Below are 24,837 nucleotides of genomic sequence, written 5' to 3'. Positions count from 1 at the left end.
GATATCCAATATTGATAATAAGTATACCCGTATATTTCTTCTTCCATACGTAGGTGAATCTCTCTTTCATCTTTTATTGCTTTATATCTTTTATTTCTTGTTTTCCTATGCTTAACATATTTGCAAAAAGCTTGTAGGCACCAGAAACACCAGCGGGCAATTCTCTAAAGAAGCTCAAGCCTGTATATATATAATGTCCTTCACCATAAGGTGCAACTAGCAAGCTACCTAGCTTAGGAGATTCACCTTTATCATTCATAGAGAGTAGGGGGGTAAATTCTGAGGACCATTCATTTGGAAAATACAAACCTCGCTCTTGTGTCCATCCCTCAAAGTCTTTTGTTGTAATCTCATTGGGAAATGACATGAGTGGATGATCTTTTTTGAGAATACGGACTTCGCTATTTTCATCAGTGACGCGATCTCTACTCAATTTTAAATCATACGGAGCTCCGACGTTTGTATTTGCCCAGCGACCAGATGTATTATATTGTGTGATAAGTGTCCCGCCATTTTTTACGTACTCAAGAAGTAGTGGCTGTTTAGTTTGTAGTGACTTAATAACATTGTAAGCCCTTATACCTATAACAACAGCGTCAAATTGTGATAACATATCTGCCGTCATTACATCTGGGTCTATGACGGCAACCTGATATCCTATTTGTTCAAGGTTTTCTGGTACAGCATCACCAGCGCCCTGAATGTAACCTATGTAGTCCCCCTTACGCTCAATATCTAAACGCACAACTCTAGCAGTATTAGGCAAAAACAGTGATTGTTTTGGAATATGAGCATAGTCAATAAGGACTAATTCTTTTGCATAGTTTTTACCCGCTACTAAAACTTTTGGAGATATACTACCTCCACTATTTCCAGTGGGAGGAGTAACCGTAAAATTAAAGACGTTATTTGTTCCTATTGAAGTATTATTTATGGGATAACTCCTTGGAGAAACTTTCCAATCTTTAGGCACATCTAGTGTAACAATTCCCGTAAGGTTTTCTTTATGTGCGGTAACGGTAACTGGGATTTCTTTTGATTCCGCTTTCGCGAAAATGATAACTTTTGCATCAACTTTTGCCGAAACAGGAGGTGTGACTTCAAAAGACTCGTATACCTCTCCCTTCACCCGATCATTATATTTAAATACAATAGGCCTTTCTACTGCAATATCAACTCCTGCTACTGAAAGATTAAAAACGACTGTGTTTTTTTGTGGTGTTTCCGGCTTGCCTATCATCCTGCGATCTGCCACTTTATACATTCCTAAAGTTCCTTCTTCTCGAAGCCAATACGCAGAAGTGTCTTTAAAATCCTCTGAAATTGTTGTAGGAATTTCTGTATTGAAACGATTATTGTTCATTAAAGTAGTATCAACATTTGTGAGAGCTTTCGTGGGCGTTATAATAACACTTTTAAGTTGAACCATTTGGTTACTTCTATTTATAGCTTCTACATTTAGTATCATTGATGAACCTACAGTAGCGGTTGCAATGTTTGAGGTCGCTTCGAGATATAGACCTGAGCAAGCGACTATCAAATTTTTTAATTCTTCTGTTTTATTTTTTTTCCAATGCTCATTTTCTAAATCTTGGACCAGCGTATAAGCTTTCACAAGTAATGGCACGCTCTCCACAGGAGCCTTAAAATTATAACTAGCGATAATTTTGTCAATAATATTTTGAATAGGTTCTCCTCCTTTTACACGATTCCAAGAGGTATCTATCCCTTGAAATAAATTACTATTAGAGGGCATTTCTCCGCGTAGCAATTCAAAATAAGTATCGCTCGCACCGCGACTTCCTGTATTACCAAAACCTTGGGATTTGTGCTGGCTACGGCTTAAAGAAGAAATTTCTGTGTTTGATAATCCTAAACTTGGGTAATAAGTTCCTACATCAATTTTTACAAGTTTTGATTTATCTGCTTTTTCAAAATTCTCTCTACTTCCATAAAACCACCACGAAGTGTTGAAAAATTGTCGTTTAGGTTGCCAGGTGTCTGTGTAAACTAGTTGATCTGGGTATTTTGTTTTGTCTTCAGCAAGATCAAATGCTTCAACCGCGAGCATGGCACTAGATGTATGGTGACCGTGGGTACTGCCTGGTGAGCGATGGTCAAATCTATTTATAATTACATCTGGCTGAAAAGTACGAATGGCCCATACCACATCTCCTAAAACTTCTTCCTTATTCCAAATTGCTAATGTTTCATCTGGATGTTTTGAATAGCCAAAATCATTTGCTCTGGTAAAAAGCTGTTCCCCACCGTCTGTAGCCCTTGCGGCTAGTAGTTCTTGTGTACGGATGACGCCTAACTTTTCTCGTAGCTCTGGACCTATAATATTCTGCCCTCCATCACCACGTGTTAAGGATAAATAAGCAGTTCTGGCTTTTACAGTATTTGCAAAGTAGGAGATAGCAGTGGTATTCTCATCATCAGGATGTGCTGCGATATAAAGTACAGATCCTAAGAAATTAAGTTTTTGTAGGTCGTTATATATTTCGCTCGCAGTTGGCTTTTTGGGCTGAAGCGTTATTCCTTGTGAGTATGCTTTCGCGAAAGCGAAAATAGTCAACACAAAGAGAAAAAAATACGTTTTGCGCATTGTCTGAGAAGCTTAGGTTACCTCTCAAATATACCTAAAAGGTTAGGGCAGGTGCGCGCTTTAAGTTTTCTTTAACGGTTATACAGGCTTGTTAAAAGAATCGTCAAAATCGATAGGGTCATCTACTTCTGTGATCCGTGTTTGTACTCCTTCTTCTACCATGGTTATCCCTTTTTGTAGCACTAAACTATTAGGATAGGTATGTAAACCACCATCTTCTGTACGTAAATTGATGTGAAAAGCCTTAATATCTTCAATAATAGCGATAATAGGAAAGTCCTTGTCGTGTATTTTAATACGATCCCCAATTTTGTAAGGAAAAGTAAAAAAAATAATGACTCCAGAAGTGAGGTTGCTTAGCACTGACCATTGTGCAAAAAAGCCAATCCCGACAATCGCAAATATGGAAGAGGCGATAACACCAATGTCTTTTATATTTATCCCCCAGATGAGAATACTTATAATAAATCCCAAAATGACTAGAATGCTATCTACATACTTCATGATGAGGTTAGCTCGTTTTGCAACTTTATTTTTACGCAAGGAAAAACGGCGTACAAATAATGAGGTCACTACATGAATAATTACTAGTATAGCAAAAACAACAGCACTTTGAATAATTTCATTTCTATAAATCTCCATTGATTATAGCCATTTTTTACGTTTAAAATAGATAAGTGATGCAAAAAATATTACAACCATTGCTCCCCAGAAATAGAAATAACCATTGGGGTTTGTGAGTTCAGGTATGTATTCAAAATTCATCCCATAAATACCGGCTAGAAAGGTCATGGGTATAAAAATAGTTGCAACGATCGTTAGCACTTTCATCACTTCATTCATACGGTTTGCAATGTTTGTGGAGTTCATATCCATTAATCCAGCTATGGTATCTCTATAGATTTCTACAGTTTCAATTACTTGTATGGTGTGATCATAGAGGTCTCTCACAAAGAGCTGTGTTTTTTTTGACATTAAATGATTATCTACCTTTTCTAATTTATTAACTACTTCTCGTAAGGGAAAAATACTTCGACGCACTTGCACGACCTCTTTTTTGAGACGTTGTATATCTTGAGAATAATTTTCTGAGCTACATTCGTATATCTGTTCTTCAAGAACTTCGAGTTTATCACTTAATGTTTCTATCACCATAAAGTAATTATCAATGACCGCATCCATTAATGCATACATAAGATAATCTGCACCTTGACTTCTTAACCTCCCTTTGCTGTGACGTATGCGATCTCTTACACCATCAAAAACATCTCCATCATACTCTTGCATTAATAAAACATAGGCTTTCCCCAATATCAAGCTTATATGTTCAGTATTCAGTTTGTTGTCTCCATCATAATAGAGCATCTTGAAAACCACAAATAGCTGGTCTGGATACTCGTCTAATTTGGGGCGCTGGCTAGTGTTTGCAACATCTTCCATAACGAGTGTATGCAAATCATATTTGATAGCTATGTCATTAAGCGCAGCGGTATCACTTAATCCATTTACATTGATCCAAGTGACTGTTTTTTCATCGATATCCTTTACATACGAGTTGAGTTCTGATATTGTTTCTTCATCAAAATTATGCGTGTTGTAATCAAAAACGTCTATGAGTACATCTTTAATTTCCTTTGATCCCGTATACACAACATGACCAGGTGCATGAGACATTTTTTCTTTAATAATATTTTTCTTTAAGCTATCGCCTAGAGAATTTCCTAGTTTGATAGGGTTTACTTTAGAGAGATTTTTTGCAAGTCGCTTCATAATTATAACTCTAGATTTTCTCGCAAATATTCGTCTGCAGTGCGATTTTTATTCCAATAATCACTTTTTATAGTGGTGATTTTCTTTGCAGAGGTTGTCATTACAGATCCACCTCGTGTATCTTGGTAGGTTTCTTCCCAACCTTCTATGATATGAGGAAACAGGGGATTAAAAAAGATGGTAACTTTCCTTTTAAGTTTTGAATATTCAATCACATACTTATCTTCGTTCAAAGTAGCTGTTGCGCTATAGGCTTTGAGTTCTGCGTGTCGCATTTGGATAAACTCAAAATTTGGAATTATATCAAGCTTCCCTGTAGGTAATGCTGCTGGGTTGAGGCGTATTTGCGTCCAGAGCTCATTCTCAAGAATAGCTAGTGGTAGAGTTACATTTTGATCTGCTTCTCCTTCAAAATATGAGTGAGAGTCAATTTTAAAATCTTCTCTAGTATTTAATTGCATATATACATGACCACACCACTCTTGAATGCTTTGCGATATTTTAAGAGCGTGTGTTGCATCTTTTACAGGATAAAACGTACTGTTCATCACTGAGTAAGGATATATACCTGTTATAAATTTTTTTGTGGTGTTAAGTTTTAAAACAGGAATAGTACTAGCCGCTTGTCTATTTGCTTTTACCTGCTCATTAGGCAGGAAATCTTCTGTCACGTAAATTAATGCAGCAGTACCTTCTCTCAGTTGACCATACCTTGACTGAGAGAGTTTGTATGATGTGATTTCTGCTTTACCCGCGTACCAATAGTCTTGCCACTCTTGTGATAATATGCGCTGTGAGGTAGCTGGAGAAAGGGTAGTGGGGGGGGCTTTTTTTGCTTTCGCGAAAGCGGGGGAATCCTCCACATTTTCTTTGCATCCCGTAAAACTCAAGAATATAACATACCCTAACAAAAGGAGTATCTTTTGAGTAAAAAGAACGTTCTTATTTCTAGCAAACATAGATTTTGATTTTAAAGATAAAGCTACGTAAAACCTAGGTAGTGCCAATTTCCATTAACGTTTTATATACTTTGTCTAAGGGCATTCCCATTACATTGAAATAAGATCCTTCAATTCGAGTTACAGCTATGTAACCAAACCATTCTTGAATACCATACCCACCTGCTTTATCATAGGGCTCAAAGTTATCTATATAATAGGCTATTTCGTCCTTAGTGAGTTCTTTGAAAGTTACTCTAGTGGTATCATTAATTGTGACTTGTTTATCTAGCATCGTGAATGATACAGAAGTAATCACCTCGTGGGTGTTACCAGATAGGTCTGAAATCATCTGGAAAGCTTCTTTACGATCCTTGGGTTTATTAAGCGCTTTGTTATTAAACCATACGATTGTATCGCTGGTAACTAAAATGTCATTTGGCTTTAGTGCTGTAAAAGCACTTGCTTTTAACTGTGATAAATGATCTGTAATTTGAGTACCCTTAAGGTGTGGTGGAAACACTTCATCAATAGGTTTTGTGTCAATTGTGTAGTCTAATTCTAATTCTTTAAAAAACTGTTGCCTGCGAGGTGAACCTGATGCAAGAATTACGTTGTGATTTTTTAATTTTTCTCTAAGCATTAGTATAAAAGTATATGATAAAAGGAATTAAAATTATTCCCATAAGCATTGTCAATTTTAGTAGTCTCGCCAGTTTTTTTAACTCAGAGGCTGTAGTTGCATTGAAGCATAGACTACTTAAATATGCCAGTGGCAACGATACTCCAAAAAGTATAAGTGCCATTGCTATATAACAACCTCTAAACGATATAAAGGCGAACAAAGCACTATTAAAAACTAAGGCCAGACATATAAATGTACAAATTGTGAGTGTTCTTTTGATTCCTAATAGAATAGGTAGCGTTTGATAGCCCATACTGTAATCACCTTTCATGTCCTGTATGTCTTTTATAATCTCACGGATAAAATTAATAAAGATAGCAAGTACAACCATAAACGTAAAAGCTGCTGCTATCTCACTCATATCAGTCTTGATAGTTTCAATAAGGAAAATGATGTACAGTGAAAAGCCAATTAATATACTAATGACCAAATTGCCTACTAATGCAATTCTTTGTAGAAAAAATGAGTATATATATAAGAGTATTGCAATTGCAAAAAACAAGAGGCTATAAACAGGAACCCCAACGCTATAACAAAGTAAAACACCTAGTGATATTCCTACAAACGTAAGACAGCAATAAAATAGAAGCGCTTTAGATTTTGAGATATCTTTTGTAATGTAAAGCTCATCAGGCTTATTGATTCGATCTGCTTTGATATCAAAAAAATCATTTATAACATACCCACCGGCAGCAATAAAAAGAGTACTAAGTGTAAGAACTATAAAATCAGTATGGATTATAGAGCCTGATGCGCGTTGCAAATAGTTAAAAGAAATATGAAGCACGCCTTGCGTCATAAAAATCATTAAGAGATTAAAAGGTCTTATGATTTTTAAATAGGCCAATAGGAGGTAGGTTTAAATTACTGAGAAATAGGTTTTATATCCACAAGGATGAAATTAGCCTTACTTCTTTAGTCGTGCATCAAAGGTGGTAGTGCCAGTCATCCATTTGCCTTGCACTTTTAGTACTTGTTCTATAACGTCACGTACGCAGCCTTTTCCGCCGCTTTTATGTGAAACGTATTTAGATATCTCTTTGATTTCTTTTACCGCATCTTGAGGACAACTAGGCAATCCTACTTTTAACATTACTGGATAATCAGGGAGATCATCTCCCATATACAATACATGCTCAAGATTAATTTTTTTAGAATCAATATAAGATTGAAGGTACTCTATTTTATTATGAGCACCTAGTGCAACATCTTCAATTCCTAGTGCCTGTAATCTAGACCTGACACCTTCATCTGTTCCTCCAGAAATTATTGAAACATTAAAACCTTGATTAAGTGCTTCTTTCATCGCGTAACCATCCTTTACATTCATAGTACGATGCATATGTCCTTCTGAGGTTATATGTAATGATCCATCTGTTAAAACACCGTCTACGTCAAAAATAAAGGTTGTGACTTTATGTAGATATTCTTTATAGCTTTTCTCCATACAAATGTTGTATTGCTTTTGTTATTGTCTCATAGACCCTTTTGTGTGTGGGATCTTTGATTAATTCTTGCTGTGTGTTGATTACGTTTAAGTCATTACGCTTAGCGGGACCAGTCTGACTTTGTTTAGGTCCATTTTGTATTGCCTTTTCTGAGGTTTTTAAAAGTAACGGGTGTAAGGTATCAAAGGGAATTTCATTTTGCTTGCAAATATCCTCTGCAATGGTATAACAATAGTTTGTAAAGTTATTTGCAAATACAGCAGCAAGGTGCAAATGCTTGCGTTGATTACTGTTTATCACTTGCACGTTATCACTAATGACATCAGCTAAAACTCTTAAAGTTTTTTCATTTTTATCATCAGCCGCCTCAATGAGTATTGGGATTTCTTTAAAAGATAACTCAGTATCTTCTTTAGAAAAACTTTGTAACGGATAAAAAACACCGGTGTGATTACTTGTATGCTTTCGCGAAAGCATTTCTGTAAAACCAGAGGTATGTACCACGAGTTGATCCTGAAAAGGTATTTTATTGTATACATTATTAATAGAATCGTCACTTACAGCAACTATTGTCACATCTGCAGGGACGAGTTGTGATATGCTCACAAGTTCACGTGTAAAATCCTTAAAAGCTTCAAGTTTTTTATGGTTTCGACCTGCAATTTGCATGACAATAACCTCATTTTTAGAGCCAAAAGCTCTTGCAAGGTGCCAAGCCACATTTCCAGTACCAATAATGTTTATGGTTGTCATATACTGCAAAAATAAGCTTTAAAGAAATAGGGTAGCGGCATTGATTAAAAGGATCAGAAATTGATAAAAAGCCTGCCAAAATATTCCCTACACTTATTCTGTGCAATTAGCATACGTAAGCATCATAGCTTTCAATTTTTATGAATGACACATTTAAGGTTATTAGAACGCTGTGGTTTATCTTTGCGCCGGTAAAATTTGCCTGTCTTATGCAAAAGAAAATCGCCTCTATTTTATTCTCTACACGCCTTCTAGGCTTATTGTTTATTGTTTACTTTGTAGCTATGGCAGTAGGAACATTTCTAGACCAAGGTCAAGAAACATCACCTACTCCATATTCTAGATATTATATATATGACGCTTGGTGGTTTACAGCTATTCATGTGCTTTTTGTTATCAACTTTATTGGAAATATCACTCGATATAACTTGCTGCGAAAAGAGAAAATCACCACACTTATTTTTCATAGTTCGTTTATTCTCATACTATTTGGAGCTGGTATTACTAGATATATTAGTTATGAAGGGGTAATGCCAATTGAGGAGGGAGCTTCAGAAAGCACTTTTTTGAGTGAGAAAACATATTTACAAGTTTTTATTGATGGAGAGCAAAATGGGCAACCTATGCGTCGTCAAATCGAAAAGGAATTGAGCTTATCTCCAAGGCTAGATAATGATTTCACTTGGACAGAGGATTTTGCGCACAGCACAACAGATAGAAATGATAAAACAAATTTCACTTTTTCATTTAATAAATTTATAGATGGCGCAGAAGATGGATTTGTTGAAGATGTAAACGGTGTGTATCACCTCAAAATAGTAGAAGCAGGTGACGGGACAAGACATGAACATTTTCTTGTAGAAGGTGAAGTGGTAAGTATTCATAATGTGCTCTATGCATTTAACGCTCCACAAGATGGTGCTGTTAATATCAATTTTGATGGAGAAAATTATACCATCAAGACTCCCTTTGGTGGTACTAATACGGTCATGGCAACTCAAACTGAAAGTATAGTAGTCGAGAACGTAGAAGCTCCTCTCAATCTTAGAGCATTGTACAATTTAGGCGGCGGTGTACAATTTGTCATTCCTGAGCCTGCTATAAAAGGTAAAACTGGAATTGTAGAAAAGGAGGTCAAAGAAAAGACTCAAGAAGATGCATTGTTTGTAAACGTGTCTGTTAATGGAGAGACTAAAACTATAGGTTTATTAGGTGGTCGTGGTTATAGTAATGATAAAAAAGAGCTACAAATTGGCGGGCATAAGCTATATCTTTCTTACGGGAGCAAGGCCTTACCACTGCCTTTTTCTATCAAATTAAACGACTTTATAGCAGAGCGCTACCCTGGAACTGAAAACAGCTATGCTTCTTTTGAAAGTAAGATTACGGTTGAGGATCCGGAGAACACGTTTGATTATGATATTTATATGAATCACGTATTAGATCATAAGGGATTTCGCTTTTTTCAAGCAAGTTTTTTTCCTGATGAGAGTGGTACAATCCTATCTGTAAGCCATGACTTCTGGGGTACTTGGGTAACCTACATTGGCTATTTCCTATTATACTTAGGATTAATGATGATTTTGTTTGATAAGGGATCACGTTTTGGAGATTTGAAAAGAATGTTGGATAAAGTAAAAGTAAAAAAATCTAAGCTGGCATTACTTTTAATTATGTTCGCTTTCGCGAAAGCGAATACAATAGTCGCACAAGAAGACATGTCAAGTGCTTCTAACGAGGTATCTAAAGGGAATGTAGTTATTCAAGACACCATTGCTACCTCCTCTGAAAATATAGGAGATATTCTAGGACTGGATAGTCACACTACAGAGACACATCAACAGACGATGCCTTCTCAAGAGGAAATCAAAAAGCTTATTGTTGAAAATGCGGTGCCAATAGCGCATGCAGAGAAGTTTGGTAGACTTATAATACAAGAAGATGGAGGCCGTATGATGCCTATCAATACTTTTTCTAGTATGCTATTACGTAAACTCAGTAGGAGTGATACTTACGAAGGATTAACCGCAGATCAAGTCATGTTGTCTATGATGGAAAATCCACAGATATGGACATTTGCAGAACTTATCTACCTCAAAAAAGGGAATGATAGTTTACGTAACGTTGTGGGCGTGCCCTCAGACAGAAAATATTTTAAGCAAATAGACTTTTTTACCCAACCTACATTTAATTACAAGTTGGCTCCTTTTCTCCCAGAAGCCTACGCAGAAATCAATCAAACAAAAATAGCAAAAGAGTTTACAGATGTAGATCAGCGCCTTGGATTATTAGATCGAACGCTGGTTAAAGAAATTTTAAAAATTTTCCCAAAACCTGATGATGCTAATAATAAATGGCTATCACCTATTGAAGTGAAAGACGCAGGCTTTAGAGCAACAGACTCTGTCATAGCAAATCAGATCTTTCCTGCATATTTATTAAGTCTTAAGAAAGGTAGAACTTCTGGAGACTATTCTGATGCGGATAAGGTTCTTGCAGGTATTGAAAAATTTCAAAGAAAGAATAGTAATGACATTATGCCCTCTGCAGAGAAGGTTGATGCAGAGATTTTGTATAACAAATACGATGTGTTTAAAAAGCTGTACTGGATGTATATGCTTGCGGCTTTCTTTATGATGATGTTTGTTATAACGGCTATTTTTAAAGAGAACAGATTTGTAAGTACAATGATTAAAATTGGCCTAGCACTTGTAATACTTCTTTTTACAATACATACTGGTGCTCTTATCTGGAGATGGTATATTTCTGGTCATGCTCCTTGGAGTGATGCCTATGAATCTGTGCTATATGTAGGATGGGCGACAATGTTCTTTGGGTTAGGTTTTGGGCGTAAAAGTATGCTCACTGTAGCGAGTACTGCGTTTGTAGCTGGATTTATATTATGGGCAGCTTCTATGAACTGGATGAATCCAGAAATCGCAAATTTACAAGCCGTACTCAATAGTTATTGGTTAATGATTCATACAGCCGTTATAGTGGCTAGTTATGGACCTTTTACGCTTGGAGCTATATTAGGACTTGTTTCTTTGTTTTTAATGATTTTCACGACAGAGAAAAATAAGAAAAAAATGGACCTTAACATTAAGGAGCTTACTATTATTAATGAAATGGCCCTTACTGTAGGGATGGTATTACTAGCCATAGGAACCTTTCTAGGGGGGCAATGGGCTAACGAAAGTTGGGGGCGTTATTGGGGTTGGGACCCTAAAGAAACATGGGCTTTGATTTCACTCATCGTCTATGCATTTGTGATCCATATGCGATTAATTCCAGGATTGAGAGGTAGATGGTTATTTAACTTTTTATCCATTCTTTCACTAGGAAGTATCTTATTCACTTATTTTGGTGTGAATTATTACTTATCAGGACTCCACGCATATCAAAGTGGAGGAGACATTGCTAGTCAAAAAATACTAATATCATTAGCGGTAATAGCTGTAATTGGGATACTTTCTTTTTGGAAATATAAAAAGCATTATAAGAAATCAAAAAGCACTAGTGTGCAAGTTGGGTAATATCTTTACTAGATTCTAACCCTAATTTTAAGTAGAGGGCGTTAGTGATGTTTTGAAGCTTTTCTTCTGTAAGATTGTATTTATGAGCGATATGATCATTGCTTAACCCTTTAGATATATCACCTAACACTTTAACTTCTATATTTTCTAGTTTATATTGGTAGATAAGAGACTCTAAATATTCGTCATTTGCATCTTGAATAATCTTGTAATTATCAAGCTCCTTAAGTCGCTCTACATACAATTTGATTCGATGTTTCATAATCACGCCGCTTGTTTGGATATTCTTTAATGAGAATAAAAGTAATACGGCAATTAGAGTAAAATTAGAAATTGCAAGAATTGAAATTCCAGTAATACCAAATTTTACTATTTCAATACCGTAGGTATGAAAAATGAATATGTCTGTAATAAAAAATAAATTAATGCTATAGACAAATACTAATGTAAGCCTTCTTATTCCTTTTGCAATAATGAGGATAAGTACCCACATGAATCCCACGGTTATTAAACCGCTTATATCAACAATTGAATAAGCATACAGGTTTCCAGATATTGCAAATATGACAAGGGCTAGAACAGATACAGAGCTCATGGAAAGCATTGCCCATTTTATCCATTGCTGGTGAGGTCTAATTCTTAAATAAAACATCATAAAACATGTGGCAGAAAGACCTACGATGCAATGTCCCACTGCTTCCAAAATTGATGACACTTCGTAAGGAAAATTAAAGAAATAAAGAATATTATCTTTTCCAATAACGCTTAAAATTATAGCCACTATGAGTACAGCAAACACTAAAAATTGAGTGTTTCTAACTATAAAAAAGAACGTAAGTGTGGCTATTAGTAGTGCAATTGCAGTTCCGTAAAATAAACCTATTCCAAGAAAACTATGCTTATCATTGCTTGCAAAACTACTTTCTGTTAATATGTGTATGGGGAAATATGCTTCTAATGGAAAGTTAGATTTTAAATATAGTGGGTATGTAAGCTGCTTATTTATTAAAAAATATGAAGGAAAACGCGTGTCATCCATAGGTTGAACAACAGTATTAGCGCTATCATATAATGTCAATCCATTTACATGGGCACTACGCATTTCTAAGATCGACCTCGGACCTATACTTTCCTTTATTTTGAACCAATAGACACCATTAGCCGCTCCTAGATTATTAGTCTTGCTATCTGTAAAATTCTTAAACTTTACATCTTCAAACGTTAAATCTCCAGTTACGTCTCTATAATAAGAATACAAGTCTAACTCATCAGTAGAGCTTGACAAAATTAAGGTCATAAAGACCACTAACAATCTCATTGTCTTACAATTTGGGAATACAATTATAAGACAATTAATGATTATAATGAACTTTTAACGGATATTTTGCGCGTTTAATCGAAAGAATAGTAGTTTGTTAACATATATTACACCATATCCTCAGGTCTTACCCATTCATCAAATTCCTCTGCAGTAACATAGCCCAGATTTACAGCTTCAGTTTTTAAGGTAGTACCGTTTGCATGAGCTGTATTTGCTATTTCTGCCGCTTTGTAATATCCTATTTTTGTGTTAAGCGCAGTAACAAGCATCAAGGAGTTTTCTAAAAGTTCTTTTATACGTGCGTGATTCGGTTCAATACCAGAGGCACAGTGCTCAGAAAATGAAACACAAGCATCTCCTATGAGTTGTGCAGATTGTAACACGTTTGCCGCCATCATCGGTTTAAAAACATTGAGCTCATAGTGCCCTTGTAAACCACCTACACTAACTGCCACGTCATTACCCATTACTTGTGCACATACCATTGTAATGGCTTCACACTGTGTAGGATTTACTTTTCCAGGCATAATAGAAGAACCTGGTTCATTTGCAGGTATTGTGATCTCACCGATTCCACTACGTGGACCAGAGGCCATAAGTCGTATATCATTAGCAATTTTATTTATGGATACCGCAAGCTGTTTGAGCGCACCGTGTGTTTCAACAAGTGCATCGTGTGCCGCTAATGCCTCAAATTTATTTGGAGCCGTTTTAAAAGGATGACCAGAAAATTCGGCCATGTATTCGGCAACTTTTTCAGAGTACCCTTTTGGAGTGTTTAGGCCTGTTCCTACGGCAGTACCTCCTAGTGCAAGTTCAGAGAGATGGTCTAATGTATTTTTTAAAGCCTTTAATCCGTGATCTAATTGAGAGACATATCCAGAAAATTCTTGTCCTAAGGTGAGGGGAGTAGCATCCATTAAATGCGTGCGACCTATTTTTACAACATCTTTAAAATCATTAGACTTTTGCTTAAGTGTGTCTCTAAGTTTTGTAACTCCGGGAATGGTGTTTTCTACAATTTTCTTATAGGCTGCGATATGCATTCCAGTAGGAAACGTATCATTAGATGATTGTGATTTGTTTACATCGTCATTAGGAGCCAGTGTCTTTTCTCCTTCTCCTATTTTTTTTCCAGCGAGTTGGTGCGCTCTATTTGCAATCACTTCATTTACATTCATGTTACTTTGCGTACCAGAACCTGTTTGCCAGATCACTAATGGAAATTGATCATCATGCATGCCTGTTAAAATCTCGTCGCATACCTGTGCAATAAGATCTCTTTTTTTTTCATCTAAGGCTCCTAGCTCACAATTAGTATAGGCAGCAGCTTTCTTCAAAATAGCAAAACCATGTACGATTTCAATAGGCATAGAAGCGGGAGCTCCTATTTTAAAATTGTTACGAGAACGTTCTGTTTGTGCACCCCATAATTTATCTGCAGGTACTTGTACCTCACCCATTGTATCTTTTTCAATTCTATATGCCATTGTTGTCGATTTTTATTTTGATGAAACAAATTTAAGGATTTGTCCTCTTTTTTCATCGTTGATAAGCTGTCAATAAATCTGTTTTTTATCTTGCATCACATCAACATTATCAATTATCTTTGCTTCAAATACAAAAGACACAATTCATGTTTGATTTTGACCAATATTTAGGTTTTCTTGCATTCTTAACAATCCTTACAATCGGATTCTGGTTAATGATATTCTTGCTTACTTTCGTAATTCCTTACTGGGTAGGTGGTTCATTTATTGAATTTATGAAAGAAAAGCGTGAGGAACGCAGACTCAAAAGAGAAGCAGCAAACAGATAAGCATATATCGCTTTCGCGAAAATTTAAAACCTCCAATGGCTAGCTGTCACTGGAGGTTTTTTAATGCCTTTTCCTTACGTAATTTATTTATAGCAAAGCCTACATACGACCAGTGTCTGTATTAAAAATAGATATTGCTTTCGCGAAAGCAAAAAAAAAGGAGTTCCATTGCTGAAACTCCTTTTAGAATTGGTTGATTAGTTAGCATTTATTGCTTCACATCCTTAAGATCGATTTCGTTCCCATCTTTATCTAACATTTTTACTTCATCGAAGCCCATGTCTTTAAATTGAGAAAATTGGGTAGCAGCATCCCCTACCACGAGGTACGCCATTTTATCTTCATCAAGATATTTATTGGCCAGTGTTTTATGCTGTTCTAGAGTCATATTACGTATTACATCTTCTTCCTTCTCTATATAATTACTGTCAAGGTCGTAAGCAGATCGTTCTTGTAACATTCCCAAGAGCGCAGATTGTGTTTCAAAACGACGAGCGTTTGATTTGATTAAGGCATTTTTTGTAAAGGCTAAGTCTTCTTCAGAAATACCTTCTTTGTACTTGTTAATCTCATCCTTAAAAATCTGAACTGATTCTCCAGTAGTATTAGTACGTACACTTGAGGAAGCTGTAAAAGTTCCTGGGATTTTTGAACCGCTAAAACGAGTTCTAGCACCATAAGTATACCCTTTTTCCTCTCTAAGAACCATATTTACAGCACCAGAGAAAGATCCTCCTAATTTGTAATTCATCACCTCTGCAGGGTAGAAGTCTTCACTTGTTCTTGGAAGACCTATGTAACCAATATTAATTACAGATTGCTTAGCATTAGGAATATCTACAAAAAGGAGTGAGGATTTATCACGCTGTTCTTTAACTGGAAATTCTGGAATGGTCACATCCTTAGCTTTCCACTTATCTTCAAGATCTGTGAGAGCAGAAAGTGCTGTGTCTTTATCAATCTTACCTACTACATGAAAACGACTTATAGACGGTGAGAAATTTGTCGCATAAAAATCTTTAAGATCTTGCATGGTGATTGCACTTACTGAGGCTTCAGTACCGCTGGTAGGGTAGCTAAAGATATGATCATCCCCATAAAGTACTTTATTGTATACATTACGTGCTACTGTATTCGGGTTTGCTGCAGATCGTTTAATGCCATTAATGGTAGCAGTTTTGATACGTCCTAGCTCTTCTTCATCCCAGCGAGGCTCTAATAGAATCTCTTCTACTAAATCCATGGTCTTATCAAAATTTCGCGTAAGCGTATTTCCCTGTATTACAATTGACTCTCGGGTAGTATACATATTTATACTAGCGCCTAGTAGTTCAATGGCCTCTTCAAGCTCTTCTGGAGTTTTTGTAGCCGTACCTTCCATCATGATATCTGTCATGAGATTTGCTACACCGTTCTTTTCCATATTGTCTAGTAAATGACCACCATCCATCACTAGGCTGAAATTTACAGTAGGTATCTCATCTTGAGATATTCCGTACACTTTCATATCGTTAGAGAGTGTCGCTTCCCATGCACTAGGCACTTTAAGGGCAGGTGCTTTTCTAGTTGTTGGAGCCACAGAACGGTCAATTTTAGAAGGTGTTTTTGCAACTGTAGCAACAGCATCTTCTACTTTTTTCTCTACATTTTCTTTAATTTCCTCCTCTACAACAGCTGCTCTGGTAGAGTTTTCTACAATAAGATCAAGTTCTCCCTTAGGAACAAAACTCGTTTGTACAAAGGGCTTATTCTTAATGTAGGTATTAAATACGCGCATTACATCTTCTTTAGTAACCGCTTTGATGTTTTCGATATCTTTTTCTATAAAATTAGGCTCACCAGCAAATACATTGTAATTAGCTAGCTGAAAAGCTTTTCCATTTACACTGCTTATACCGTTATAAAATTGTGTTTCTAAACCTGCCTTAATACGCTCAATATCTCGATCTGTAGCTCCTTCAGCTTCAAACTTTGCAATGGCTTCGTCTACACCTGCCTCTACTTGGTCGAGATCTACTCCACTATTTGCTGTGATAATGATATGAAACTCACCAGCTAACTCTTGACTATTATTATAGGCTAGTGTTCTTGAGGTTAAGTCTTTTTCTTTTACAAGTACTTTATAAAGCGGTGCTTTTTTTCCACTTGAAAGAATCTCTGATAAAAAATCCAGCGCATACGCGTCATCCGTATATTGCTCTACTGTGGCATATACTCTATGGAGTTGTGGCGCTTGTGCAAAATTATCTTCGTGGTATAGTTTTTTAGTCTCAGAAATGGTTACTGGTTGTGGCTCAAGAGGAGTGACTTCTTGTCTTCTCTTAATTTCCCCAAAATACTTTTCAACCAGTTTTTTTGCTTCTGCAGTATCAAAATCACCTGCAAGAACTAAGGTCGCATTGTTAGGCCCGTAAAATTTATCGTAAAACTCTTTTACATCCTCTACTGTAGCATTTTGAAGATCTTCTAGTTCTCCAATTACTTGCCAGTTATACGGATGCCCTTCTGGATATACATTTTTATCTAATACCCAGCTTGTATGACCATACGGGTTGTTGTCAACACGTTGTCTTTTTTCGTTCTGTACTACTTCCTGTTGATTGTAAAAAGCAGATTCTGTCACCGTGTTGATAAGGAACCCCATACGATCAGATTCTAACCACAGGACTGTTTCTAAGGCATTGTTAGGCACTACTTCGTAATAAACGGTTCCATCTTTCCATGTACCGCCATTTAAGGTTCCTCCAGCATCTTGTACTAATTTAAAGAATTGATCTTGAGGTACATTTTCAGACTCTTGAAAGAGCATGTGCTCAAAAAGGTGAGCAAATCCAGTACGTCCAGTTTTTTCACGGTTAGAGCCTACTCCATACTGTATGGCTAACGACACAATAGGATCGCTACTGTCCTTGTGTAGGATCACATCTAGCCCATTTTCTAATTCATACTTTTCGTAATCAATGGATAGATCTGCTTCTTCTGCGATTGCAACATCTTTGTCTCCCGCACAAGAGGTCATGGTCAATAAACCGGCAGCGACTACCAGTCCTAAATAGTTGAATTTCATTTGTTTTTATGTTTTTTTGATTGTATGCATCTAAGATAAGGTGCAGTAGGTCTTCTATTCTTAAAAATCTGTTAAGGAATGTTAGAATCTGTTAAAATATAATAGAGGTGGCTTCAGTAGCCTTAGTGAAAGCTCTTCCATATAGTTCTGTAAAGAATCATATATCGTGGGAGTAACATAAAGCTGTAGCACCTGTGATTAAGAGGTTTCTAAATAGCTTTTCATTTTTTGCTTACTCGGGTCTTGTTTAAATCACATTTCCTGGTCGTACAATTTGTGAGAAGTAAGTAATTTTACATGAAGATGACCCAAGGAGATATTTATCTATGAAGAAGCTCAAGAAACCGTTGATTGTACTATTTATTATCGGAAATTTATACGCCATACTATCAGGGGGATTGTTTTTCTTTCAAGACAATCTATTATTCCACCCACAGCCATTACCTGAGGACTATACGTTTATATTTGACACCCCCTTTAAAGAAGTTTGGTTATCGGGAAGTGATGGAGCCTCCTTACACGGGATTCATTTTCCTGTAGAAAACGCTAAGGGAGCACTTTTATATTATCACGGGAATGCGGGCAGTCTAGCGCGGTGGGGCGAGATTGTACAGTACTTTGTAAAGCAGGGGTATGCTGTCGTGGTCATGGACTACAGGCAATTCGGTAAAAGTAGCGGCTCATTATCTGAACAATTGCTTTATGAAGATAGTCTAGCATGGTATGACTTTGTAAAAAAAACCTATCCTAATCAAGCAATTACGGTATATGGTCGCAGTTTAGGTACTACTTTTGCTACGTACGTAGCCTCACAAAATAGGGTAAAGCAATTAATTTTAGAAACACCGTTCTATAGCATACAAAATGAGGCCAGCACAAGGTTTCCTTTTTTACCCGTAAAACGCCTACTTAAGTATCGTTTCCCTACGTTTGAGTTTATTAATAAGGTAAGCGCACCTATTCTTGTGTTACATGGTACAGAAGATACGGTAGTAGATTACACGCACGCAAAGCGGTTATATGAAGGAATAGAAAGTAACGAGAAAAGACTGGTGACTATTCTAGGAGGGGGGCATAACAACCTTATAGAATTTGACACGTATACAAACACCATAGAAGCTACTCTTTCAAAATAAGGCAAAAAGAAACCCGATATTTTCATATCGGGGATCTAACCAACCAAAGTTGTCTATCAAATGTGACTAATACTTCTCAGTATCTTTATTTTTTGATTTCATTTTCTTCTTCTCCTTCATAGCCTTCATCTTCTGAGCCTTCATATCTTTCATTGAGCTCATCTTCGTAGGCTTCATCTTATACGTAACGGTTGTTACAATATCATCTTCATCATTATATTTTTCAGAAATCATATTTCCATTTTCATCAAAGTAACTTACAGAAATCCCGTCTGCTGTTTTTGTTAGATAAGTATCACCCTTAGAGAGTCTACGCATCGTTCCATACTGAGACTTATCGTTTTCACGAGTTCTCATGATGGTATATCCATTATCATTTTCTTCTAACATGAAGTCAGTATCATTATACGTATAGGTTACTTCACGCATCACTAGTGTTCTACCGCGCTCTTGGACTTGATTTTCCTGACCTTCCTGTCCTGGGGCAATTTTTACCGGTGTAAGTTGTGTCTCTTTTGTCGTTTTGTAAACAGTTTCATTTCCTAAAGAAGACTTTACGGTCGTTCTTACTGTTTCTGTTTTCTCTATTTTTTCTTGTGCTTGTGCAACTCCTACTGTTAATAACGCAAATGCTGCCGTATAAAATATTTTTTTCATTGTCTTATGTTTTAAAGTGCTACAAATGTAAACGCAACTTTTGTTAAGTAGGTATAACCCTATGGTAACACTTTACTAAAATTTACAATAGGAGCGAGTGATTAACTTAAATTAACACAAGTTTCAGCTGTTTTGTGCTTTCTGATCTTTAGTCACACAAATCTGAAAATTAGAATTATCTTTGCACACCAAAAAAAGAACCGTGAATTTATGTATTTACGCTTTCGCGAAAGCGTACTAACACACATTATCATATGAAAGCCGGAATTGTAGGATTACCAAACGTAGGAAAATCAACCCTTTTTAACTGTTTGTCAAATGCCAAGGCACAAAGTGCAAACTATCCGTTTTGTACGATAGAGCCAAATGTGGGTGTGGTAAATGTACCAGATCCTCGTCTTGAGAAGTTAGAAGAATTGGTAAGCCCAGAAAGAGTTGTACCAGCAACGGTAGAGATTGTTGATATTGCAGGACTGGTGAAGGGAGCAAGCAAAGGAGAAGGCTTAGGGAATCAATTCTTAGGAAATATACGTGAGACAGATGCGATACTGCACGTGTTACGTTGTTTTGACAATGACAATATTGTACACGTAGATGGTAGTGTAGACCCTATACGCGATAAGGAGACGATTGATATTGAGTTACAGCTAAAAGATCTTGAAACGACAGATAAAAAGCTAGAGAAAGTAAAAAGAGCGGCACGCACAGGTAATAAAGAAGCACAGGCAGAAGAGGCAGCCCTTTTAAAAATAAAAGAAGGTCTTGAGGCGGGTATTTCTGTACGCGCCATTGAGATTGATGACGATACACGTGAGGAATTCGTAAAACCTTTACAATTTATCACGGACAAGCCTGTGATGTATGTATGTAACGTAGATGAAGATGGTGCTGTAGATGGTAATGCATACGTCGCTCAGGTACGTGAGGCGGTAAAAGATGAAAATGCAGAGGTGATCGTTCTTGCCGTAGGTACAGAGGCAGATATTACCGAACTAGACGACTATGAAGAGCGCCAGATGTTTCTTGCAGATATAGGTCTAGAAGAGCCAGGTAGTGCAGTCTTAATACGCGGAGCTTACAAATTACTGAATCAGCAGACTTATTTTACTGCAGGGGTTAAGGAAGTACGTGCATGGACGGTAAACATTGGAGCCACTGCACCACAAGCTGCTGGAGTCATTCACACAGATTTTGAAAAAGGTTTCATACGCGCAGAGGTCATTCAGTATGAAGATTTCGTCTCTTACGGAAGTGAAGCAAAAGTACGTGAGGCCGGAAAGCTTGGGGTGCAGGGAAAAGATTATATTGTAAAAGATGGAGATGTTATGCACTTCCTCTTTAACGTCTAGCAGACCGTGATAAAATATATAAAAAAAGCCTTTCTGTTATAGAAAGGCTTTTTTATTGGTTCTCGTTACAAGCTAGTAATCAAGTATAACAAAAGACTTCAACATGTTTGAGATTTTGTCTGATGTCTTTACATCTACTGAGTGTTTTTTTAAGTATGATTTTAAACTATTAAGTTGCTCACTATTCTGTAGTGTTTGAAATCTTGAACTGTACTGGGCAAATAGGGGCGTTTGGGAATCCCTGTGTACAATTTCAAAAATTTTATGGTGCCTAGGATCGTTCTTAATGTGATTTTCATAAAGGTCTAGCACTTTTTCTTTTTCACCCTCAAGTACTTGGAAGAAATTATCTAGGGAATTAAAAATAAAGCCAGATATTCCGATTTTATTATTCAATTCGGTTGCTTTTTCACAAATCTCTTTTACATGGTGAATAGGTAGGTCTTCTTTTGCCTTACTAAAATAGCAGATAGTGTATTGGGATGTCATAGTTTTTCTTTTTCAAGCTAAACATACGTGCTCACATTTGTTTTGTTTGCCGTGATACAAGATAATCGTGCCGTTATCGCAAAATGGTAGGGGAGAGTGCTATTATTAAGTTGTTGATAGTGAGTAAGGTGTTTTAATAACTAAAATTTTATTTAAAATTGTGTTCTAATTTTTTGTCATAATTAGAAAAGCAGTGTATATTTGCACCCGCATTCAGGGAATACCTGATGAGGCACTCAAGGAGAAATGGCAGAGTGGTCGAATGCGGCAGTCTTGAAAACTGTTGAGGGTCACACCTCCGGGGGTTCGAATCCCTCTTTCTCCGCAAAAGAAACCCGCAACGTATGTTGCGGGTTTTTTGTTGTATCCCTAGCCCCAAGCGCGCTTGGAAGGCGTAGGGATACAACAAAAAACTCAACGAGCAGCGCTCGTTGAAGGTTTCATGCTTGCCCAGGATTCCCTCTTGGGATCACCGCAGGTAATCCCTTTCTAATTTTTATCAATTACTACTAGTCAAGCTAGGCTTGAAAGTAGGGGTAGAAAACAAAAACCCAACGAGCAGCGCTCGTTGAAGGTTTCATGCTTGCCCAGGATTCCCCCTTGGGATCACCGCAGGTAATCCCTTTTCTATTTTCACCAATTAATTATTTGTAATCTCCGCTTGAAAGTAGGGGTAGAAAAAAAAACCCAACGAGCAGCGCTCGTTGAAGGTTTCATGCTTGCCCAGGATCACCCTCTGGGATTATCGCAGGTAATCCTTACTATTTATAGAACTTAATTGTAAAGTAACCTCCGCTTGAAAGTAGTGATAGAAAACAAACAACCCAACGAGCAGCGCCTGTTGAAGGTTCTATGCTTGCCTAGGATTCCCCTCTGGGATCACAGCTGGTAATGCCTCTTTCTCCGCTATTAAAGTTGTCATGCATATACTTCAAAAAATTAAAATCTTCCAAATTTAACTTTTGAAAATTTATCTAATTGGACATTGTCAAATCTCCAATGTTATGATGATGGTAGTGGAAATAGAGAAAACAATAAGTATAAGTTTAGCTCACTACACTCATCTTGAGGTATGAGATCTTCAACTTCAATTAGAACAATTGCAAACTGATGGATGTTGTGTGGAAGAAATTCTAGTGTAACAAAATACCCATCAATGGGTATTTTTAATTTACATAAATAATTTAACTTTAGATAATTATTATTAACCATCAAATTTTTTAGAATGAAATTAAAACTACTATTTACAAGTATAGTCTTCTTTCTCTTTATTGGTTTTGTTTCAGGACAAGAACGAAAAAGTAAAATCGAAAAATTAAGAGAAGAATTAGAATTAAAAGGAACTGCTAAACGCAAAAGAGTTATTGATACCTCATCGACTTTTATACCTAAAACTGATGGGATTGAGACAACAATAATTACAATTAATCTTTCTTCCCCAGACAAAAACAGTATTACTCATTCGGGTGGAAAAAAAAGATTGGTTGTCTCCAATAAAAATCCACTTGCCATAAAATTAATAAATGGTAATCCACTTAAGTACGATTATAAGCTGACTTATAATAAGATTGATATTTTCGGAACAGATAATTTCTCTATTGTAAAGCCGGAAGAAAGTTCTCAAACAGAACAACTGGTTAGTGAAACTCTTATCGGGGATGTAGACGAAGAAAAATTTAAAGAAGATTTAGAAGAAGCAGAAACTGTAATTTACGAATTATCAGAGTCAGTTAATGAATTTATTACTTTGAAAGAAAGTCAGGACATACTAAATTTTGATAAATTCAAACTTCAAAGATTGTATTTCACAGAAGTTATAAAACCACTTAAAAAGGATTTATTAAATCTTGAACAAAGCCAAGGTTTGCTCAAAAATTCAGCAGATTATGATAAAAGAATGCTTGATTTATTTGAGGTATTAGTTAAACTGGATAAAAAGATACAACTCCTTTATACCATAAGTAGCCCATCCTACTTATTACCAATAGATTTGAATGGGGATAATATTGATTACGTAGAAATTCAATTAACACGACAAGAAAAAGGTAAAAGTAGCAAAACACCAGAGTTATATACATATAAGATATGGCTTCAAGGTGGCTTGAAAATAGACGTTAGTGGTGGTGGATTTATTACATCATTATTTGATAAAGAGTACAGAACAACTCAGAATGCCGATGGTACAATGAGTACCATAAGCGAGATAGATAACGGCGAATATGATTTTGGTTTTGGTGCATTGGTAAATATATCACCTAGAGGTGGCACTTGGATACGACCTACATTTAACTTTGGAACTATATTAACAAGCAATCAAAAATTCCAAATTGTTACGGGTGCAGGGATAATATTGGGTAAAAATGAAAGGTGGCTAATTCACGGTGGCTTGACAATGGGTCAGGTCAATGAGTTAGATGATAATTTTCTTGCAGATGGAGCCACACCATATGATTTAGGCTCGGATAATACGGTACCAACGACTGATAAATTTGGCTTTGGTCACTTCTTCGGGATAACTTACAACTTTAGTAAGCCAAAGTCTAATGAAGTAAATTAAATCTAAAGTAAAAAAAACAATTGGGGTTTATAATTGTATATATTATTCACTGATATTTTACTGTAAATAAATCCTCATTTTCAATTGAAATGTAAGTTTTTCAGTATTACATATCAAATATAATTTGGTGAATATAATAGCGGAATCAGAAAAAGGTTACCACGAGTTACTTACAAAAATTATTAATGAAGCACCTCCTTATGCACTCCCTTTCTATAGCAGCTTTCTTTACCTAGGTATCGCGGATTACCGTGTTTTTCTGACCAGAAACCTTCTAGTAAGTCTTTGGTGATGCATTGATAGACGACGACACCTTTATAGATAGTCTCGTCATCGCCCTCATAATTAAAATTAATCACCAGAATGTTATTCTTAAAAAAACCAGTTCCTTGTTGGCGCTGATCACCACTTATGAGCCAAGTAGCAATAATTCTTTTGTTTTCATCTAGCGCTAGTGTGAGTTCGCCCTCATAGCCTGCTGAATCTAGGCTTTGGTTGCTTCCTGTGGTGGTGTATGTGCCCGCTAAGTCTTCTATGGTCATTGGGTGGTGTTAGGTTTGATGGTGAAAAGTAGTTATATAATTTTTCTTTGTTGAAAAATAGGCATTAAAATACAATTTGAGAGTACATAATGATTGTTTTGTGCTTGGTAAGTGTGGCTATTACTGATTATTTCATACTATTATTTAAGTTTAAATTTTACT

At 36.3% G+C, this 24,837-nt stretch carries 19 protein-coding genes and 1 tRNA gene; 6 read left to right on the top strand and 14 right to left on the bottom strand.

What is annotated here, in order from left to right:
• Positions 1-73: 73 nt before the first annotated feature.
• From OD90_RS03345 to OD90_RS03310, 8 genes are all read right to left on the bottom strand, one after another.
• A complete protein-coding gene (locus OD90_RS03345; RefSeq protein ID WP_144666553.1) occupies positions 74-2,608 on the bottom strand; it encodes a PIG-L family deacetylase in 2,535 nt (844 codons plus the stop codon).
• A gap of 78 nt (positions 2,609-2,686) precedes the next feature.
• Positions 2,687-3,250: a mechanosensitive ion channel domain-containing protein gene (locus OD90_RS03340; RefSeq protein ID WP_144666550.1), complete on the bottom strand. Its 564-nt coding sequence runs from the start codon at positions 3,248-3,250 to the stop codon at positions 2,687-2,689.
• A gap of 3 nt (positions 3,251-3,253) precedes the next feature.
• Positions 3,254-4,378, bottom strand: a complete 1,125-nt coding sequence (gene corA, locus OD90_RS03335) for a magnesium/cobalt transporter CorA (RefSeq protein ID WP_186434705.1) — start codon at positions 4,376-4,378, stop codon at positions 3,254-3,256.
• Between the two features lie 2 nt (positions 4,379-4,380).
• Positions 4,381-5,337, bottom strand: a complete 957-nt coding sequence (locus tag OD90_RS03330; protein WP_144666544.1) for a septum formation inhibitor Maf — start codon at positions 5,335-5,337, stop codon at positions 4,381-4,383.
• Positions 5,338-5,371: 34 nt separating this feature from the next.
• Positions 5,372-5,959 carry a Maf-like protein gene (locus OD90_RS03325; protein WP_144666541.1) on the bottom strand — a complete coding sequence of 196 codons (588 nt, stop codon included), beginning with the start codon at positions 5,957-5,959 and terminating at the stop codon, positions 5,372-5,374.
• Complete coding sequence (locus tag OD90_RS03320; RefSeq protein WP_144666538.1) at positions 5,952-6,848, bottom strand: geranylgeranylglycerol-phosphate geranylgeranyltransferase; 897 nt, start codon at positions 6,846-6,848, stop codon at positions 5,952-5,954. Before OD90_RS03320 ends, OD90_RS03325 begins: the two co-directional genes overlap by 8 nt.
• A gap of 60 nt (positions 6,849-6,908) precedes the next feature.
• A complete protein-coding gene (locus OD90_RS03315; RefSeq protein WP_144666536.1) occupies positions 6,909-7,448 on the bottom strand; it encodes a KdsC family phosphatase in 540 nt (179 codons plus the stop codon).
• A complete protein-coding gene (locus OD90_RS03310) occupies positions 7,432-8,202 on the bottom strand; it encodes a Rossmann-like and DUF2520 domain-containing protein (protein ID WP_144666533.1) in 771 nt (256 codons plus the stop codon). Before OD90_RS03310 ends, OD90_RS03315 begins: the two co-directional genes overlap by 17 nt.
• Positions 8,203-8,411: 209 nt before the next feature.
• Between OD90_RS03310 and ccsA the strand changes: the two genes are divergently transcribed.
• The gene (ccsA, locus tag OD90_RS03305; protein WP_144666529.1) at positions 8,412-11,738 is read left to right on the top strand and encodes a cytochrome c biogenesis protein CcsA; all 3,327 of its coding nucleotides are present in this window, start codon (positions 8,412-8,414) and stop codon (positions 11,736-11,738) included.
• Here the strand turns inward: ccsA and OD90_RS03300 are convergent.
• Both OD90_RS03300 and fumC read right to left on the bottom strand, forming a co-directional pair.
• Positions 11,719-13,056, bottom strand: coding sequence for a 7TM-DISM domain-containing protein (locus OD90_RS03300; protein WP_144666526.1), 1,338 nt, complete (start codon positions 13,054-13,056; stop codon positions 11,719-11,721). The genes ccsA and OD90_RS03300 overlap by 20 nt on opposite strands.
• A gap of 107 nt (positions 13,057-13,163) precedes the next feature.
• Positions 13,164-14,549, bottom strand: coding sequence for a class II fumarate hydratase (gene fumC, locus OD90_RS03295; protein ID WP_144666523.1), 1,386 nt, complete (start codon positions 14,547-14,549; stop codon positions 13,164-13,166).
• A 146-nt stretch (positions 14,550-14,695) separates the two neighbouring features.
• On the opposite strand from fumC, the gene OD90_RS03290 reads away from it, so the two are divergent.
• Complete coding sequence (locus OD90_RS03290) at positions 14,696-14,878, top strand: hypothetical protein (protein WP_144669629.1); 183 nt, start codon at positions 14,696-14,698, stop codon at positions 14,876-14,878.
• Positions 14,879-15,086: 208 nt separating this feature from the next.
• Here OD90_RS03290 and OD90_RS03285 read toward each other — a convergent pair whose 3' ends face one another.
• Positions 15,087-17,897, bottom strand: coding sequence for a M16 family metallopeptidase (locus tag OD90_RS03285; RefSeq protein WP_261374527.1), 2,811 nt, complete (start codon positions 17,895-17,897; stop codon positions 15,087-15,089).
• Positions 17,898-18,271: 374 nt separating this feature from the next.
• Between OD90_RS03285 and OD90_RS03280 the strand changes: the two genes are divergently transcribed.
• Positions 18,272-19,081, top strand: a complete 810-nt coding sequence (locus OD90_RS03280) for an alpha/beta hydrolase (RefSeq protein WP_144666517.1) — start codon at positions 18,272-18,274, stop codon at positions 19,079-19,081.
• 66 nt (positions 19,082-19,147) lie between these two features.
• Here the strand turns inward: OD90_RS03280 and OD90_RS03275 are convergent, their stop codons facing one another.
• On the bottom strand, positions 19,148-19,738 hold the full coding sequence (locus tag OD90_RS03275; RefSeq protein ID WP_144666514.1) for a hypothetical protein: 591 nt from the start codon (positions 19,736-19,738) through the stop codon (positions 19,148-19,150).
• A gap of 254 nt (positions 19,739-19,992) precedes the next feature.
• Between OD90_RS03275 and ychF the strand changes: the two genes are divergently transcribed.
• A complete protein-coding gene (ychF, locus tag OD90_RS03270; RefSeq protein WP_144666511.1) occupies positions 19,993-21,087 on the top strand; it encodes a redox-regulated ATPase YchF in 1,095 nt (364 codons plus the stop codon).
• Positions 21,088-21,159: 72 nt separating this feature from the next.
• On the opposite strand, the gene OD90_RS03265 is transcribed toward ychF, so the two are convergent.
• The gene (locus OD90_RS03265; protein WP_144666508.1) at positions 21,160-21,576 is read right to left on the bottom strand and encodes a BLUF domain-containing protein; all 417 of its coding nucleotides are present in this window, start codon (positions 21,574-21,576) and stop codon (positions 21,160-21,162) included.
• Between the two features lie 240 nt (positions 21,577-21,816).
• On the opposite strand from OD90_RS03265, the gene OD90_RS03260 reads away from it, so the two are divergent.
• Positions 21,817-21,901, top strand: a tRNA-Ser gene (locus OD90_RS03260).
• A gap of 900 nt (positions 21,902-22,801) precedes the next feature.
• The gene (locus OD90_RS03255; protein WP_144666505.1) at positions 22,802-24,133 is read left to right on the top strand and encodes a hypothetical protein; all 1,332 of its coding nucleotides are present in this window, start codon (positions 22,802-22,804) and stop codon (positions 24,131-24,133) included.
• Between the two features lie 182 nt (positions 24,134-24,315).
• On the opposite strand, the gene OD90_RS03250 is transcribed toward OD90_RS03255, so the two are convergent.
• Positions 24,316-24,675 (bottom strand): hypothetical protein, encoded by a 360-nt coding sequence (locus OD90_RS03250; protein ID WP_144666502.1) that lies wholly within the window; start codon positions 24,673-24,675, stop codon positions 24,316-24,318.
• Between the last annotated feature and the right edge of the window lie 162 nt (positions 24,676-24,837).

The sequence above is a fragment of the Dokdonia sp. Hel_I_53 genome (assembly GCF_007827465.1).
GTDB lineage: Bacteria > Bacteroidota > Bacteroidia > Flavobacteriales > Flavobacteriaceae > Dokdonia.
The sequence above is the reverse complement of the archived record's forward strand: the minus strand, read 5'-3'. Positions and strand labels throughout refer to the sequence as shown.